At 65.5% G+C, this 14,755-nt stretch carries 19 protein-coding genes; 12 read left to right on the top strand and 7 right to left on the bottom strand.

The window, feature by feature from the left end:
• The first annotated feature begins 32 nt into the window (after nucleotides 1-32).
• Nucleotides 33-731, top strand: a complete 699-nt coding sequence (locus tag C8D77_RS06715; RefSeq protein WP_109661368.1) for a RibD family protein — start codon at nucleotides 33-35, stop codon at nucleotides 729-731.
• A gap of 82 nt (nucleotides 732-813) precedes the next feature.
• Here C8D77_RS06715 and C8D77_RS06710 read toward each other — a convergent pair whose 3' ends face one another.
• Nucleotides 814-1,704, bottom strand: a complete 891-nt coding sequence (locus C8D77_RS06710; RefSeq protein WP_109660428.1) for an SDR family oxidoreductase — start codon at nucleotides 1,702-1,704, stop codon at nucleotides 814-816.
• A gap of 90 nt (nucleotides 1,705-1,794) precedes the next feature.
• Here C8D77_RS06710 and C8D77_RS06705 point away from each other — a divergent pair, with 90 nt between their 5' ends.
• Nucleotides 1,795-2,628, top strand: coding sequence for a helix-turn-helix transcriptional regulator (locus tag C8D77_RS06705; protein ID WP_170136676.1), 834 nt, complete (start codon nucleotides 1,795-1,797; stop codon nucleotides 2,626-2,628).
• Nucleotides 2,629-2,659: 31 nt separating this feature from the next.
• Here the strand turns inward: C8D77_RS06705 and C8D77_RS06700 are convergent, their stop codons facing one another.
• Entirely contained in the window at nucleotides 2,660-3,106 is a 447-nt protein-coding gene (locus tag C8D77_RS06700) for an SRPBCC family protein (RefSeq protein WP_109661367.1), read from the bottom strand.
• A 17-nt stretch (nucleotides 3,107-3,123) separates the two neighbouring features.
• Nucleotides 3,124-4,011 (bottom strand): LysR family transcriptional regulator, encoded by an 888-nt coding sequence (locus tag C8D77_RS06695; RefSeq protein ID WP_109660424.1) that lies wholly within the window; start codon nucleotides 4,009-4,011, stop codon nucleotides 3,124-3,126.
• A gap of 117 nt (nucleotides 4,012-4,128) precedes the next feature.
• On the opposite strand from C8D77_RS06695, the gene C8D77_RS06690 reads away from it, so the two are divergent.
• The 5 genes from C8D77_RS06690 (at nucleotide 4,129) to C8D77_RS06670 (ending at nucleotide 8,367) form a co-directional block, all read left to right on the top strand.
• Nucleotides 4,129-4,995: a class I SAM-dependent methyltransferase gene (locus C8D77_RS06690; protein WP_109661365.1), complete on the top strand. Its 867-nt coding sequence runs from the start codon at nucleotides 4,129-4,131 to the stop codon at nucleotides 4,993-4,995.
• A gap of 143 nt (nucleotides 4,996-5,138) precedes the next feature.
• Complete coding sequence (locus C8D77_RS06685) at nucleotides 5,139-5,888, top strand: pseudouridine synthase (RefSeq protein ID WP_109661363.1); 750 nt, start codon at nucleotides 5,139-5,141, stop codon at nucleotides 5,886-5,888.
• Nucleotides 5,889-6,027: 139 nt separating this feature from the next.
• Nucleotides 6,028-6,774 carry an SDR family NAD(P)-dependent oxidoreductase gene (locus C8D77_RS06680; RefSeq protein ID WP_109660422.1) on the top strand — a complete coding sequence of 249 codons (747 nt, stop codon included), beginning with the start codon at nucleotides 6,028-6,030 and terminating at the stop codon, nucleotides 6,772-6,774.
• 42 nt (nucleotides 6,775-6,816) lie between these two features.
• On the top strand, nucleotides 6,817-7,869 hold the full coding sequence (locus C8D77_RS06675) for an RNA polymerase subunit sigma-70 (protein ID WP_109660420.1): 1,053 nt from the start codon (nucleotides 6,817-6,819) through the stop codon (nucleotides 7,867-7,869).
• A gap of 96 nt (nucleotides 7,870-7,965) precedes the next feature.
• Nucleotides 7,966-8,367: a VOC family protein gene (locus C8D77_RS06670; RefSeq protein WP_109660418.1), complete on the top strand. Its 402-nt coding sequence runs from the start codon at nucleotides 7,966-7,968 to the stop codon at nucleotides 8,365-8,367.
• 57 nt (nucleotides 8,368-8,424) lie between these two features.
• Here C8D77_RS06670 and C8D77_RS06665 read toward each other — a convergent pair whose 3' ends face one another.
• Nucleotides 8,425-8,748 (bottom strand): MafI2 family immunity protein, encoded by a 324-nt coding sequence (locus tag C8D77_RS06665; RefSeq protein ID WP_109660416.1) that lies wholly within the window; start codon nucleotides 8,746-8,748, stop codon nucleotides 8,425-8,427.
• Between the two features lie 24 nt (nucleotides 8,749-8,772).
• The gene (locus C8D77_RS06660; RefSeq protein ID WP_109660414.1) at nucleotides 8,773-9,354 is read right to left on the bottom strand and encodes a histidine phosphatase family protein; all 582 of its coding nucleotides are present in this window, start codon (nucleotides 9,352-9,354) and stop codon (nucleotides 8,773-8,775) included.
• Between the two features lie 205 nt (nucleotides 9,355-9,559).
• Here C8D77_RS06660 and C8D77_RS06655 point away from each other — a divergent pair, with 205 nt between their 5' ends.
• Entirely contained in the window at nucleotides 9,560-10,009 is a 450-nt protein-coding gene (locus C8D77_RS06655) for a universal stress protein (protein ID WP_109660412.1), read from the top strand.
• Nucleotides 10,010-10,028: 19 nt separating this feature from the next.
• Here C8D77_RS06655 and C8D77_RS06650 read toward each other — a convergent pair whose 3' ends face one another.
• Together C8D77_RS06650 and C8D77_RS06645 are read right to left on the bottom strand one after the other, a co-directional pair.
• Nucleotides 10,029-10,778: a sulfite exporter TauE/SafE family protein gene (locus C8D77_RS06650; protein ID WP_109660410.1), complete on the bottom strand. Its 750-nt coding sequence runs from the start codon at nucleotides 10,776-10,778 to the stop codon at nucleotides 10,029-10,031.
• Nucleotides 10,779-10,799: 21 nt separating this feature from the next.
• Nucleotides 10,800-11,003 carry a hypothetical protein gene (locus C8D77_RS06645; protein ID WP_109660408.1) on the bottom strand — a complete coding sequence of 68 codons (204 nt, stop codon included), beginning with the start codon at nucleotides 11,001-11,003 and terminating at the stop codon, nucleotides 10,800-10,802.
• Between the two features lie 139 nt (nucleotides 11,004-11,142).
• Between C8D77_RS06645 and C8D77_RS06640 the strand changes: the two genes are divergently transcribed.
• The 4 genes from C8D77_RS06640 (at nucleotide 11,143) to C8D77_RS06625 (ending at nucleotide 14,726) form a co-directional block, all read left to right on the top strand.
• Complete coding sequence (locus C8D77_RS06640; protein WP_109660406.1) at nucleotides 11,143-12,018, top strand: LysR family transcriptional regulator; 876 nt, start codon at nucleotides 11,143-11,145, stop codon at nucleotides 12,016-12,018.
• 154 nt (nucleotides 12,019-12,172) lie between these two features.
• Nucleotides 12,173-12,673, top strand: coding sequence for an Lrp/AsnC family transcriptional regulator (locus C8D77_RS06635; protein ID WP_109660404.1), 501 nt, complete (start codon nucleotides 12,173-12,175; stop codon nucleotides 12,671-12,673).
• Nucleotides 12,670-13,833, top strand: a complete 1,164-nt coding sequence (locus tag C8D77_RS06630) for a saccharopine dehydrogenase family protein (RefSeq protein WP_109660402.1) — start codon at nucleotides 12,670-12,672, stop codon at nucleotides 13,831-13,833. Before C8D77_RS06635 ends, C8D77_RS06630 begins: the two co-directional genes overlap by 4 nt.
• A 104-nt stretch (nucleotides 13,834-13,937) precedes the next feature.
• The gene (locus C8D77_RS06625; RefSeq protein ID WP_109660400.1) at nucleotides 13,938-14,726 is read left to right on the top strand and encodes an ABC transporter substrate-binding protein; all 789 of its coding nucleotides are present in this window, start codon (nucleotides 13,938-13,940) and stop codon (nucleotides 14,724-14,726) included.
• Nucleotides 14,727-14,755: the final 29 nt, after the last annotated feature.

Raw genomic sequence — 14,755 nt, 5'->3', positions numbered from 1 at the left:
GAGCTTTCAAAACCCCTGACATGAGAAACCGCATGAAGCCGCAAATCATCTGCCATATGCTGGCATCCCTTGACGGCAGCCTCCACCCCAGCCGCTACACCAACAGCCCCGACGGCAGCCGGGCCGAGTGGTCAAGCCTCTATGAGCACATCCACAACGACCTCGCGGCTGACGGCTGGATCGTCGGGCGTGTCACCATGGCCGAGATGAGCAAGGCCGGCGCGCATCCGCCGGCCAAAGCCGGCAAGGTCGACCGGCCCTATCATTTCGCGCAAATGGGTGCGGGCAGCTATGCCGTGGCGCTCGATGCCTCGGGCAAGCTTCACTTTTCCAAACCGGACATCGGCGGCGATCATGTCGTGGTGCTGCTCGGGCATGCCGTGGCCGACAGCCATCTGGCAGAACTTACCGCCGACGGCGTGTCTTATATCGTCGCGGAAACGGCGGACATGGATCTCGCCGCGATGCTCGAGGCGCTCGGACGTGAACTCGGCATCCGAAGGCTGCTGCTCGAGGGCGGCGCCGGCATCAACGGCTCCTTCTTCGCAGCCGGCCTCGTCGATGAGTTGAGCCTTCTCGTCGCGCCTGCCATTGATGGACGCGCCGCGAACCAGGCCTTCGTCGAGTTCGGCGAGAATGGCCTGGCGGGCAAGACGCAATTGTCCCTGAAGAGCTGCGAGGCGCTGGCGCATGGGCTCGTCCATCTGCGCTACGCAGTTACTCCTGGATGATGCGCTCGTACAAAAAGGGCCGGCAATCTGACTGAGATTACCGACCCTATATCGTCCGCTTCAGCGCCGAGGTTTCAGCCCGTCAATCGGCGTATCGCATGGCGTCGAGATCGGCGATCAGCGTCGGGCCGGTCGGGTGCCAGCCCAGCCGTGCCTGGGTCAGTGCGCTGGAGGCCGGCAGATCCATCGGCGCGAACATCGCCATCCAGCCGAAATGCTCCGCCGCCTTTTCCGGCGCGATGGAAACGACCGGCAATTTCAGGCCCCGGCCAAGCGCCTCGGCGATTGCACGCATCTCGACACCTTCCTCGCCGACCGCGTGATAGCGCGCGCCCGGCTGCCGCTTTTCCACGGCGAGCCGGTAAAGGCGCGCCGCGTCCGAGAGATGCCCCGCCGAAAAGCGATTGCGGCCCTCGCCGACATAGGCCGAGACGCCTTTTTCACGCGCGATCTCGATAAGCGGCGAGATGAGGCCCTGCTTGACCGGGTTGTGGACCTGCGGCAGCCGCACCACCGACACGTTGACGCCTGCGTCCAGCAAGGCATTGCCGGCCATCTCGGAGGCGATGCGCGGATTGGGATGGCTGGCGTTGAAGACATCCTCTATCGCCAACTGGCCATGTCCGGGGCTGCCCATGCCGACGCCGGAGGTGATCACCAGCGGCCGGTCGGAGCCGGCCAGTGCGGCGCCGAGTGCCGCGATGACGCGCTTGTCCTTTTCGCAATTCTCGACAAACCGCGAAAAGTCGTGGTCGAATGCCGTGTGGATCACGGCCTCCGCCTTGGCCGCGCCGTCTCGCAGCCCCTCGGGATCTTCGAGGGTCCCGCGATACACCTCGGCACCAGCGGCGGCCAGCGCCTCGGCGCCAGCGTCGGAGCGGGTAACACCGACGACCTGATGGTCCGCCTTGATGAGTTCGAGAACCAGCGCCGAACCGATGAAACCGGTCGCGCCGGTGAGAAAGATACGCATGCAAAATCTCCTGCACAGTTGCCTGCGTAATATTGCTGGTCTATTATTCTATTAAAGTAGTGATCTTATCATGGTATAATGGCTAACAGGATGCCCTCCAATTCCGCCGGCTCACTGGCAGCGTTCCTGAAAGACCGGCGCACCCGGCTTGATCCGGCGTCCTTTGGCTTCTCGGGGCGCCGACGCACGCCGGGACTGCGCCGGGAAGAGGTCGCCCAGCGCGCCAACATCAGCCCGACCTGGTATACATGGCTGGAACAGGGCCGAGGCGGCGCGCCCTCCGCCGATGTCCTCAACCGCATCGCCAAGGGCCTGCTGCTGACCGAGGCGGAACGCGAACATCTTTTCATGCTCGGGCTGGGGCGCCCGCCCGAAGTCCACTACAGGGGCGTCGAGGGCGTCAGCCCCCGGCTTCAACGCCTCATCGACACGCTCGATGCCAGCCCCGCCATAGTCAGGACCGCCACCTGGGATGTCGTTGCCTGGAACCGCGCCGCGCAGGTGGTGATGACCGACTACAGCACCCTGCCCGAGGGCGAGCGCAACATCCTGCGCTTCATGTTCCTCAGTCCCCATATCCGCGCCAGGCAGCACGATTGGCAAAACCTGGCCCGTTTCGTGGTGGGCGCGTTCCGTGCCGATGCGGCGCGCGCCGGCGCGGTCTCCGAGGTCGCCCAGCTCGTCGACGAGCTTTGCGGCGCCAGCCCCGAGTTTGCCGCCCTCTGGCGGGCAAACGACGTGCTCAGCCACGGCGACGGGACAAAGCGCCTGAAGCACCCGGAACTCGGCGATATCGAGCTGGAATATTCGGGGTTCGCGGTCGACGGCCGGCCGGATTTGAGCCTGACCGTCTACAACCCGGTCGACAGCGCGGTGGCCGACCGCATCCGCGCGCTGGCCCTCGCCCGACACTCCAAAGAGTAAGGGCACCCATCCGCTGCGATGACGCCCGCCCTCAAGCGCGCTCGCAGACCGCCTTCAGGATCTGCAAGGTCGGACCCCAGTAGAGATTGGCATGCGGACGGATCGCCGGTTCGGCGAAGTCGCTGAGCGTCAGCGTCAGCAGCGTTCCCCCATCCGCCGGCGCCAGATCGAAGCTGACCACCGTGTGGTTCTCGGGCACGTCCGCCAGCCGATCTGCCGACAGCGTGCTCCAGTAGCTGTACGCGAAGCTCTTTTCCGACTCAAAAGCGCGGATGGTGCCATGGTTCTCGAACGGCATTCCGTGCAGTAGTCCGCGCATCACGATCGCGCTGCCGGCATGCCCTTGCAGGCTAACGGTCAACTCCTCGTCGGACATCCATTGCGGGATCATTTCTGGCGTCGTCAGTATCCGCCAGACCTTGGCCGGCTCGGCACCGATGACGACGGTCTTGGTGATCGGCGCGGGAGACTCACTCATGCTGCGCATTCACGCGGCTAACGCCGATCTGGCTGCGGCAGGCGGCCCTCGAACAGCGCACTCTGGTCGCGGATGCGTGCCGCCATGTGTTCGCGAAACACCCTAATGCGCTTGGTGCGCCGCAGGTCTGGATGGTAGAGCAGCCAGAGTCCGAGATCGTGGATCGGGTCCGGCTGGCGAAAGCGCGCCAGCTCCTCGGCGCTGTCGCCCATGAAGCATGGCAGATAGGCCAGGCCGAGCCCTTGTTTCAGGGCGGCGAGCGTCAGCAGCGTGTCATCGACGAAGAAACTGTGCCGGTGATCCGGGCATGCCGCATGGGTCCAGGATTGATGGAAGGCGCAACATTCCACGCCGATCCAGAGCGGCGTGGCACCGCTGGCGCGCAGGCCCTCCAGGTAGCGCCTTTCTCCGTAAACGGCCGACGCCACATTGGTGAGCCGCGTGCCGACCAATGTGTCCAGCGGCGTGTTGGTCAGCCGGATGGCGATGTCGGCATGACGTTCGGCCAGGCTGACATATTTGTTGGAGACCTGCACATGCAGCCGGATATCCGGATAGGCCTCGCTGAAGTCAGCGAAGATCGGCATCAGCACGGATGAAGCCATGTTGTTGATCGCCGATACCCTTAGTTCCCCGGCGACACGGTCTTCCTGACCGCCGAGCGCGCCCTCGATCTCGAGCACTTCGAGCTCCATCTTGCCGGCTGCCATCCTCAACTCGTCGCCGGCCGGGGTCAGCTCATATCCGGATTTCTTGCGCTCGATCAGCCGCGTGCCAAGCTGCGTCTCCAGCAGCCGGATGCGGCGCGACACGGTGGAGTGCTGGATGTTCATGCGTTTTGCGGCGCCGCTGATCGAGCCGTCGCGCGCGACGGCCAGGAAGATCCGCAAGTCATCCCAATGCATCCTGGACCCCGATCCGTGCAATTTTGCAAAATGGGCGTCGAGATTTCGAGAATGGCACCAGAACTACGCGATCAATACGGTTTCCGGCAAGGCAATAGTGCCTTTCAGGAGGAAGCCATGACCATACAGCAACCGGTTTTCGATCCGGTCAAGTTCAAGGACACCACCCGAAAGCAATGGGACAGCGCCGCCGAAGCCTGGAACCGCTGGGGTTCGCTTTTGACCCGCTGGCTGGGGCCTGCCACCGAACTGATGCTTGATATGACCGATATCGGCAAGGGCAGCCGCGTCCTCGATGTCGCCGCCGGTGCCGGAGAACAGACGCTGACCGCCGCGCGGCGCGTGGGACCGACGGGCTATGTGCTGGCCACCGACATCTCACCGGGCATTCTCGACTTTGCCGCCAGCAACGCCAAGCTAGCCGGCCATGCCAATGTCGACACGGTCGTTGCCGACGGCGAAATGCTGGATGCCATATCAGCCCAACCTTTCGACGCCGTGATCTCGCGCGTCGGGCTGATCTATTTTCCCGACCAGAACCGGGCGCTGGGCGGCATGCGCGATCATCTCAAGCCGGGAGGCAAGGTCGGCGCCATCGTCTATTCCACCGCCGACAAGAACCCGTTCTTCTCGATCCCGGTCGGTATCATCCGCCGCCGCGCCGCCCTACCCGCCCCCCTGCCCGGCCAGCCCGGACCGTTCAGCCTGGGCGACCCGGCGGTGCTTGCCAAACTCCTGACCGATGCCGGTTTCCATGACGTGCGCATCGAGAAGGTCAACGCGCCGGTGCGGCTGCAGTCGGCGCTGGAATGCCTGCAGTTCGAGCAGGAATCGTTCGGCGCGCTGCACCAGATGCTGGCCGGCCTGTCGCCCAGCGAGCAGGACGACGCCTGGGCGGAGATCGAGACCGCGCTTGGCCAGTTCGAGCATGACGGACAGTTCGAGGGGCCGTGCGAAATGCTGGTCGCGGCCGCCACCAGATAGGCCGCCCCATGCCAGCAGCTTGAGCAGCACCGGATGCGCGTGATAGCCAAGGTGCGGCGGCAAGTCCGCCCACCATGAAACGACGGTGCCGGCGGCAAGCTCGCCGGCGAACCGGACAAGCCAGCCGGATGACAAAGCAGGACATGACACCACGCCAGCCACGAGCCACCGGCAAGCCAGCCGGCGTCAGCCTGAACCGGGCGCTGTCGAAGCTTGGCCTGTGCTCGCGCACGCAGGCCGAGGTGCTGATCGCGGAAGGCCGCGTGCGCGTCGGCGGCAAGGTGGTGCGCGATGCAGCCCTGCGCGTCGACCTCGACCGCGACCGCATCGTCGTCGACGACAGGCCGGTGGTTGCCGAGCGCAAGGTCTATCTCATGCTTAACAAGCCGCGCGGGCTGGTCACCACCCGCGACGACCCGCAACAGCGCGACACCGTCTATGCCTGCCTCGAAGGGCTCGACCTGCCCTTCGTCTCGCCGGTCGGCCGCCTCGACAAGGCGAGCGAAGGCCTGCTGCTGATGACCAACGACACCCGGTTTGCCAACCGGCTGATGGACCCGGCCTCGCATTTGCCCAAGACCTATCACGTGCAGATCGGCACGGTGCCGGATGAGACGATGCTGGACAAGTTCCGCGCCGGCGTCACCGTCGACAGTGAGACCCTGACCGCCAGCTCGATCGAGCTTTTGCGCAGCGGCGGCCGCACCGCCTGGCTGGAGATCGTGCTCGACGAAGGCCGCAACCGCCACATCCGCCGGCTGCTCGCCGCGCACGGCATCGAAGTCAAGCGCCTCATCCGCATCGCCATCGGCCGCCTGCCGCTCGGCGACCTCGCCAAGGGCGCGGCGCGGCATCTGACGCCGGAGGAACTGGCGCTGCTGAGCGCTGAGTGACAGCTCAAAGGCAGAACTCGGCGGTGGGTTCTTGAGAGCGTCTCAGAAAATTTCTCACCCACACCGATGATTTCCACCCATCCCCACTGTCTTCACCTACAGGCACCGGAATCCTCCGGGCCGAAAAGCGAGGTGATCCATGGGATCGTTGCGAGGTCAGAATGTCGTCGTTGTCGGAGGCAGCAGGGGTGTCGGCCGCTCGATCGTAGAAGCCGCCTTCAGCGAGGGGGCGACAGTGCTCGCCGTCGCCCGCGGCGTGGCCGATTTGAAAGAACTCTCCTGGGAGATGTCAGGCGTCAAGACGCTTGCCGCAGACGCCACGCAGGACACGGCACCCGATGCGGTGTTCGCCGCCTTGCAACCGGACGTGCTGGTGATCTGCGCCGGGGCGCTTGCCCCGTCCGCGCCTATCCCGGACCAGAGCTGGCAGGATTTTTCCGCAAACTGGGACATGGACGTCAAGGCGTCGTTCCTGTTCTGCAAGGCGGCCCTCAAGGGCCGGCTGAAGCCGGGCAGCCGGGTGGTGCTGATCTCCAGTGGCGCGGCACTCAGCGGCGGGCCGCCGAATTCCGGCGGCTATTCCGGCGCCAAGCGCATGCAGATGTTTCTTGCCAGCCATAGCCAGAAGGAAGCCGACCGGCTGGGCCTTGGCCTGCGCTTCATGGCGCTGGTACCGATGCGCATCATGGCGGGCACCGGCGTCGGCCAGGGCGGCATCGAAGGCATCTCGGCCTATCTCGGCATCAGCCCGTCGGATTTCCTCGCCAGCATGACCGACGTGCAGACGCCGGCCGATGTCGGGCGTGCCGTGGTCACGCTCGCCGGCGGCAAGCTGTCAGGCGTCTCCTTCGCGGTCAGCGGCAGCGGCCTTGCGGCGGCGGCATGAGGCGCGCAGGATGCCAGCCGAAATCAGCACCGCAGGCTCACTATGACAGATGCTCCCGGCCCGCTTGAGCCCCAAGGCCGGACAAGCCAGCCGGTCCTCGATCGTCTGGCCTTCGAGCGCCTGACAACGGCCCACCGCCGCGAACTCAAGCTGCATTGCTACCGGATGATGGGCTCGCTGCACGAGGCCGACGACCTCGTGCAGGAGACGTTTCTCAGGGCATGGCGCGGCCGCTCGCAATTCGACGGGCGCGGCTCGCCGCGCGGCTGGCTCTACACCATCGCCACCAACAGCTGCCTCAACGCCATCAAGGCGAGGTCGTCAGCGCATCGCATTCTCGAGCAGCCCGGCCGGCCACCGACCGAGGGGCACGCCGCTGGCGGGCCCGCCACTGAGCTCTCCTGGCTGGAGCCGTACCCGGACGCCGAACTGCCGGATCTTGTCGACGGCGAGCCCGGCCCGGACGCGCGCTACGAGACCCGCGAAGCCGTGCAGCTTGCCTTCGTCGCCGCGATCCAGCTTCTGCCGCCCAGGCAGCGCGCCGCGCTGCTTCTGTGCGACGTGCTGGGCTGGTCGGCGCTCGAGACGGCGCACTTGCTGGGCGGCACGACCGCCTCGATCAACAGCGCCCTGCAACGCGCCCGCGCGACGCTGGCGATGCATTATCCGCAGGGACGCCCCCTGCAGCGCGAGCGGCCCAATCGCGAAGAGAGCCTGCTGCTCGAACGCTACATGCAGGCCTGGCAGGCCGCCAATCTCGACGGCTTCATCGAGCTGCTGCGCGAGGACGCCACCTACCACATGCCGCCATGGCTGGACTGGTATCAGGGGCGCGAGGCGATCCACAATTTCTTCAAAACCGTCTGGGGCAATTTCGCCGGCTACCATGCCGTCGCGACGAGGGCCAACGGCCAGCCCGCCGTTGCGGTCTATGCCCGGCGCCATCGGGAACCCGAATGGCGCGCGCAGTCGCTGCATGTCATCGAACCGGCCGATGGCCGGATCGCCTCGCTGACGGTCTATGTCGGCCCGCTCGCGGCCGAACTGTTCGCCGCCTTCGGCCTGCCGCCCGTCTGGCCCGCGCCGAACAAATGATCGTTACGCCCCTCTCCTGACGGAAAGCTGTCAGGAGGCCTGGCCTATAGATCGGTTGGGAGCCGGCCACGGCTTCAACGATCAAGGAGCCACGCGATGAATTTCGTCTCAGTCCGCATCATCACGTCAGACGTCCAGCGTCTCGTGCACTTCTATGGTGAGATCACCGGCATGCCCGTGACGGTGTACACGGAAGACTTCGCGGAACTGGCGACGCCGGCCTGCACGCTGGCGATCGGCAGCACGCGCACCTTGATGCTGTTCGGCGGCGACATCGCCCGCCCTGCCGACAACCACACGGCCATCCTCGAATTCCGCGTCGGCGACGTCGATGCGGAATTCGCCAGGCTCTCGGACCTCCTCAGGGATGTTACGGTGCAGAAGCCGACCACCATGCCCTGGGGCAACCGCTCGCTGCTGTTTCGCGACCCGGATGGCAATCTGGTCAATTTTTTCACGCCGGTAACCGCCGAAGCGATCAGGAAGTTCGACAAATAAAGCGTTGCCGTCCGGCTATCGGCGGCAGGCACCTGGCCATCGGCGCTAGCTGGTGGTTCAGTACGGATTTCCTGTCGCCGCAACGCTTTCCTTGCGCAGGTATGCCCAAAGGTCGAGTGCGCCCGGGCGTATGTCGTGGGGATAGTCCAGTCGAGCAACATCTTCGCTGGTGGTCCATGGTGCCGGAAAGTCGGCGGCCACTTCGGCTCCGACGATGCGGACATCGTCAAGGTTCTCTTCGGCGATCTCGCCGTCAAACACAAAGCGGAGCTTGATCTCCACGCCTGCCCAGCCGCAGATAACCGCCCGAAGGTTGGGCGAAACGGCACCCAGAAGCGCGCGTTGCACGGAAAGCAGCAGCCTCGGCTGAATGTCATGCATGGTCGTGATCTGCTTTCAGCCGTTCTATTTCTGGTTCCATTTGCGAACCACCGGCTCGCTCAAATCATGCTCGTAGCCAAGCACGCTGATGCTGGCCGTATCGAGCACGAACAGCGCGCCGCCCTCGGGCGGCAGGCCGATCCAGCGCGCCGCCAGCACGCGCAGGAAATGTGCGCTGGAAAACACCAGGATCGAGCCGCCAGCGTCACGAAGCTGTCCGATAATCCTGTCAGCGCGCGCGCCGACATCGGCCGCCATCTCGCCCTTCGGACAGCCATCGCGAAACACATTCCAGCCGGGCCGCTCGGCCAGGATCTGTTTCGTCGTCAGCCCCTCATAGGCGCCGTAGTCCCACTCCTGCAGATCGTCCTTCTTGACGCTCTGCGCGCCGAAGCCGGCCAGCACGCTGGTGTTGTAGGCGCGCTGCGACGGGCTCGACCACACCGCCGAAAACGACAGGCCCTTGAGCCGCTCGGCGACACCCCGCGCGGCGGCCTCGCCGGCCGGCGTCAACGGCATGTCGGTGCGGCCGGTATGCTGCCCCGAAAGGCTCCACGCCGTCTCGCCATGCCGGACCAGATGGATTTGGGGATACGCGCTGCTCATGGGATGCCTTTCAATGTCGCCGGCACCTTAAGCGACGATGCGGCAAAGGGGAATCCGCTTGGTACAAAACTGCGTGGTCGCCTGGCCCTGATCCGCATCAGGCTGGCCCTGTGATCAGCCCGATGCCGCAACTATATCAAGGTCAGCCTCCACAAGGCTCCCCGCCCTCAAGGGCATTTGCCCTTGCACAACAGGTCATGTCATCATGTACAAACATTTGCTTATTGCCACGGACGGATCGGAACTGGCCGACAAGGGCGTTGCCCACGGCCTGACGCTGGCCAAGGGCCTCGGCGCCTCCATCACCTTCGTTACCGTCTCCGAACAATTCCCGATCTTCGCCTGGGGAGGCGCCATGGCCGGCTATGCCGCTGGCGATGAACTGGCCGCCTATCAGGAAGAAGCACGCAAATACGCCAAGGAGGTTCTCGACAAGAGCAAGGCGTCGGCGGACGCCGCCGGCGTCTCCGCGGAGGTCGTGCATGTCGAGGACAAGCGGCCAGCCGAAGCCATCCTGGAGCTGTCGCAGGCCCTGGGCTGCGACCTGATCGTGATGGCCTCGCATGGGCGCCGCGGACTGGGCAAGCTGCTTCTGGGCAGCCAGACGGCGGAAGTGCTGTCCTACACGGAGGTCCCGGTGCTGGTGGTGCGGTAGGGTCTGCTGCGAAGCACGGCTACAGCACCACCTCCCCCACGAGATACACCCCCAGCGCCAGCAGCCCGGCGAAGAACACCGTGCGGAAGGTCTCGACGCTCATTGTCCGGCGCAGCGCCTGGCCGGCGAACATCCCGGCCAGCGCCGGCGCCAACGCCAGGATCGACCCCGCCAGTTGCGCGCTCGGCGATGCCAGGGCGCCGGTCCTGAACAGCCCGATGGCGAGCGCCGCCGTCGACACGGTGAAGGACAGGCCGAGCGCCTGGATCAGGTCCTCCCTGTCCAGCCGCAGCGATTGCAGATAAGGCACCGCCGGGATGACGAAGACGCCGGTGGCGCCGGTGACCAGCCCGGTCGCCACGCCGACCAGCGGCGACATCAAGGCCTCGTGGCGCGCCGGCGCGGTGAAGCCGGCCTTGGCGAGACCGAGGATGGCATAGAGCACCAGCGCCAGGCCCAACCCCGCCGAGGCCGCGCCCGTATGCGCGCCGGTCAGCAGGCCGGCACCGGTGACGGTGCCGAGCGCAATTCCGGCCATCATCGTCCACAGCCGCTTGCACAGGCCGCCAAAGGATGGCCCGGTCAGCAATTGCCAGAGATTGGTGACCAGCGACGGGATCAACTGCAAAGCAGCGGCCTGCGCCGGCGGCATCGTCACCGCCAGCAGGCCCATCGCCACGGTTGGCAACCCCATGCCGACCACGCCCTTGACGAAGCCGGCGGCGAGGAAGACGGCGCCGATCCAGGCGAGGACGCCGGCGCTCAGCATGATCGTATCTTCAGGGCCGGATCAGTCATGCAGCAGCATGTCCGTCGCGTCGGCCTCTGGCGTCGGCTTTGCCGGCGCGGCATCGCGGCTGGTGGATGCGACCGTCGCCGCGCATCCCCGCAGGCCTGGCTCCGCGCGCGCCATGGCAAGGCCAGCCACGGCAACAGCCAACGCAATCGCCGTGCTTTCAAGAATGCCGAGCCGGCCTGATGTTCGTTCGTTCATCACACTTCTCCTTCGAAACTGTTTGACGAACATCCCGGCCGGTCACAATGTGGAAGTTGCGCTGCCAGCCTTCGGCTAGGACGAAGGCTGGAGGGCGACCGCCTCCCCCGGGGCGCCGAATCTTCACAGGAGCAAAAGAATGCGCTTCGATCTGGTCGATCTCAGGCTGTTCCTGCTGGTGGCCGAACGCGGCAGCATCACCCATGGCGCCGAGCTTTCCGGGCTGGCCCTGGCCTCGGCCAGCGCCCGCATCAAGGGCATGGAGGAGCGGCTCGGCGCACCGCTGCTGGAGCGCCGCCGCCGTGGCGTGGTGCCGACGGCCGCCGGACAGGCGCTGCTGCATCATGCGCGCGCCGTGCAGAACCAGATCGAGGCGATGGCCGGCGACCTCGCCGCTTATGCCGATGGCCTGCGCGCCCGCGTGCGGCTGCTGGCCAACACCGCCGCCACCAGCGAACTGCTGCCCAAGATCCTGCCGGCCTTCCTGGTCGCGCATCCCCGGATCGACATCGATCTCGACGAGCGCCCCAGCCATGAGATCGCGCAAGCCGTGGCCAGCGGTGCGGCCGATCTCGGCATCGCCGCGACGTGGGCCGGCCTGTCGCATCTCGAGCAGAAACCGTTCTTCATCGACCGGCTGGTGGTGATCGCCGCGCGGAACTGGCCCGGCTTCGCCGGCCTGCGCACCATCAGCCTCACCGAAATTCTCGGCGAATCCTTCGTTGGACTGAGCACCGGCCACGCGCTGCAGGAGCATATCACCCGACAGGCCGCCCGCCTTGGCGGCCATCTGCATGTTCGCATCCGCGTGCCTGGCCTCGACAATGTCTGCCGGCTGGTCGCGCAAGGTGCGGGCATCGCCATCGTGCCGGAAAGTGCGGCGCGCCGCTCGGCACGCTCGCTGCGCAGCCTGCGCCTGACCGACGACTGGGCGACGCGCCAGCTCAACCTCTGCGCCCGCCGCTTCGACGATTTGACGCCGCAGGCAAAACTGCTGGCGGCAGCACTCGTCTAAGCCGGACCAGTGACCGCAAGGCTGAGCCGACTGGCGCCGGCATCCTCAGAAGCGCTGAATCATTGCCTTGCTTTTCAAATATTCGTGACGTAGCTTGTTTGCACATTGGCAAAAAAATTGCCGAAGTTTTTTCCTTTTGTGAAAGACGGGGACTTTGCGGGAACATCTCGATCTGACTGATCGGCGGCTGGTCAAACAGCTGTCGCAGGATGCACAGCCGGGCATCAACCGCATCGCCGAGATATTGGCGATTTCGGTGCCGACGGTGCGCACGCGGCTGCGCAATCTGCTTGACCGCAACCTGCTCAAGATCGTCGGGCTCTTGAACCTGACCGAGCGCCCCGAGCTGATCTCGGCCATTGTCGGCATCAATGCCCAGGGGCGCGGCCGGGCCCGCGAGCTGGCGCAGCGCATTTCCGAACTGCCCTTCGTCAATTCGGCCTCGGTGGTCACCGGGCGCTTCGACATCATCGTCGACGTGACGGTGGCCGGCGACGTCGCCGACCTCTACCGCGTCACCAGCGAGCTGATCCCCGGCGCCGGCGAGCCCGGCGAAGTGGTGCGCAGCGAAACCTTCGTCGTCATGGCGTCCTGCAACAAATGGGTCAGCCTGCCGGAAGGCTGCTGGTCGGACGACCGCAAGGAGCCGGTATGAAGATCGCGGTACTCGGCGGCCTCGGCCTGCAAGGCCGGGCGGCAATCGCCGACCTCGTCGCCAGCGACGGCGTTGAGGAAATCGTCTGCGTCGACACCGCAGCGGACGGCCCTGCCCGGCTTGCCGGCCTGACCGATCTTGCCCGCGTGCGCTTCGTGGTACCTGAGGGCGCGATCGGCCCGGCGCTGGCCACGGTGCTCGATGATGTCGACGCCGTCATCGACCTGTTGCCGCAGCCGCTGATGCGCGAGGCGGTGCAGGCCGCGATCGCAACGCGCACGCCGCTGGTCACCACCAATTACGCCAAATCGATCGCCGACCTGGCGCCGGCCGCCGAACAGGCAGGCGTCCCGATCATGACCGAATGCGGGCTCGACCCCGGCATCGACCTGGTGCTCTACGCGCGCGCCGCAAGGCAGTTTTCTTCGATTTCTTCGATCGATTCCTATTGCGGCGGCATCCCCGAGCCGAAGGCGATGGCCAAGCCGCTTTGCTACAAGGTGAGCTGGAATTTCGACATGGTCCTGGTCAGCCAGAACCGCGACAGCGTGATGATCGAGGACGGAAAACGCGTCGCGGTGCCGGCCGGCCAGCAGCACGACAATACGTTCATCCATGAGATCGAGATCGCGGGCCTCGGCAGGCTGGAAGCCTTCCCCAATGGCGATGCGCTGCACTATGTCGAGATGCTGGACGCGGCCAAGGGGCTGCGCCGCTCCGGCCGCTACACGTTGCGCTGGCCGGGATGGTCGGCCTTCTGGGCGCCGCTGAAGGAGCTCGGCTTCCTCTCCGAAGACAAGGTGCCCGGCACCGGCAACAGCCCGCGCGAATTCCTCGGCCGGCTGCTCGGGCCGCAATTGCAATATGGCCCCGGCGAAAAGGACCTGTGCGTGATGCGCAATGTCTTTTCCGGCCTTGAAGGCGGCCGCGCCAAGACAGTGACGTCGGACCTGATCATCGAGCGCGACCTGGTTTCCGGCCTGTTCGGCATGAGCCTCGGCGTCGGCTATCCCGCCAGCATCGTGGCGCAGATGCTGGCACGCGGCGAGATCACCAAACCCGGTCTGCTCAACCCGCTGCTGGATGTGCCCGACATCAGGTTCTTCGACGAACTGGCCAGGCGCGGCATCACGGTTGCCGAGACGGTGGCCTGGGACTGAGGATTTTCGAACGGTGGCTGCCGCCGGCAACGGCGCTGCCGCTCAAAAAGCACCCCCAGGGGTGAAAAACAACGTGGAACAATAAAACAAGGAGGAATACCGAAATGAAGATTGCCAGACTTTTCATCGCCGGACTTGCCCTCGCCGGGCTCACCGCCGCGGCCAGTGCCGGAACGCTCGACGACATCACCAAGCGCGGCGAACTGCGCGTCGCCGTGCAGACCCAGGGCCCCCCCTTCTCGCTGGTCGGCGCCAATGGCGAGCGCACCGGCAGTTCGGTTGAACTCGCCGAACTGATGGCCAAGGAAATGGGCGTCAAGATCACCTTCCTCGACTTCGACTGGGACGGCCTGATCCCGGCACTGCTGTCGGGCAAGGCCGACCTGCTGGTCGCCGACATGACACCAACGCTGGCGCGCGGCATGAAGGTCGCGTTCACCACGCCTTACATGTACACGGGCAGCACCGTCTTCACCAAGGCCGACAGCAAGTTCAAGACCACCGAGGACTGCAAGGCCAAGGGCACCAAGATCGCCGTGCTGCTCGGCGCCACCGGCGAGAAGGAAGCCAAGACCGCTTTCCCCGATGCCGACATCAAGAGCTACAAGGGCGGCGGTCCGCTGCTGCTCGACGCCGTCAACAATGGCCAGGCCGATTGCGGCGTCAACGACATCTCGGCGGTCAAGGGCCAGTCGACAGCCTATCCGGCCGGCACCTTCACCATCATGCCGGACCTTCTGTCGAAGGAGCCGCTTGCCTTCGCCACCCGCTATGACGAGCCGGACCTGTTGATCTGGATGAACCTGTTCCTCAACCAGGTCAGCATCGACGGCCGCCTGCAGAAGAACCTCGACTACTGGGTCAATTCCGACGCCTGGAAGAAGGATCACTAAGCAGCGATAGAACCCGGCGGTTTCGCGCA

The sequence above is a fragment of the Mesorhizobium loti genome (assembly GCF_003148495.1).
GTDB classification, from domain to species: domain Bacteria; phylum Pseudomonadota; class Alphaproteobacteria; order Rhizobiales; family Rhizobiaceae; genus Mesorhizobium; species Mesorhizobium loti.
The sequence above is the reverse complement of the archived record's forward strand: the minus strand, read 5'-3'. Positions and strand labels throughout refer to the sequence as shown.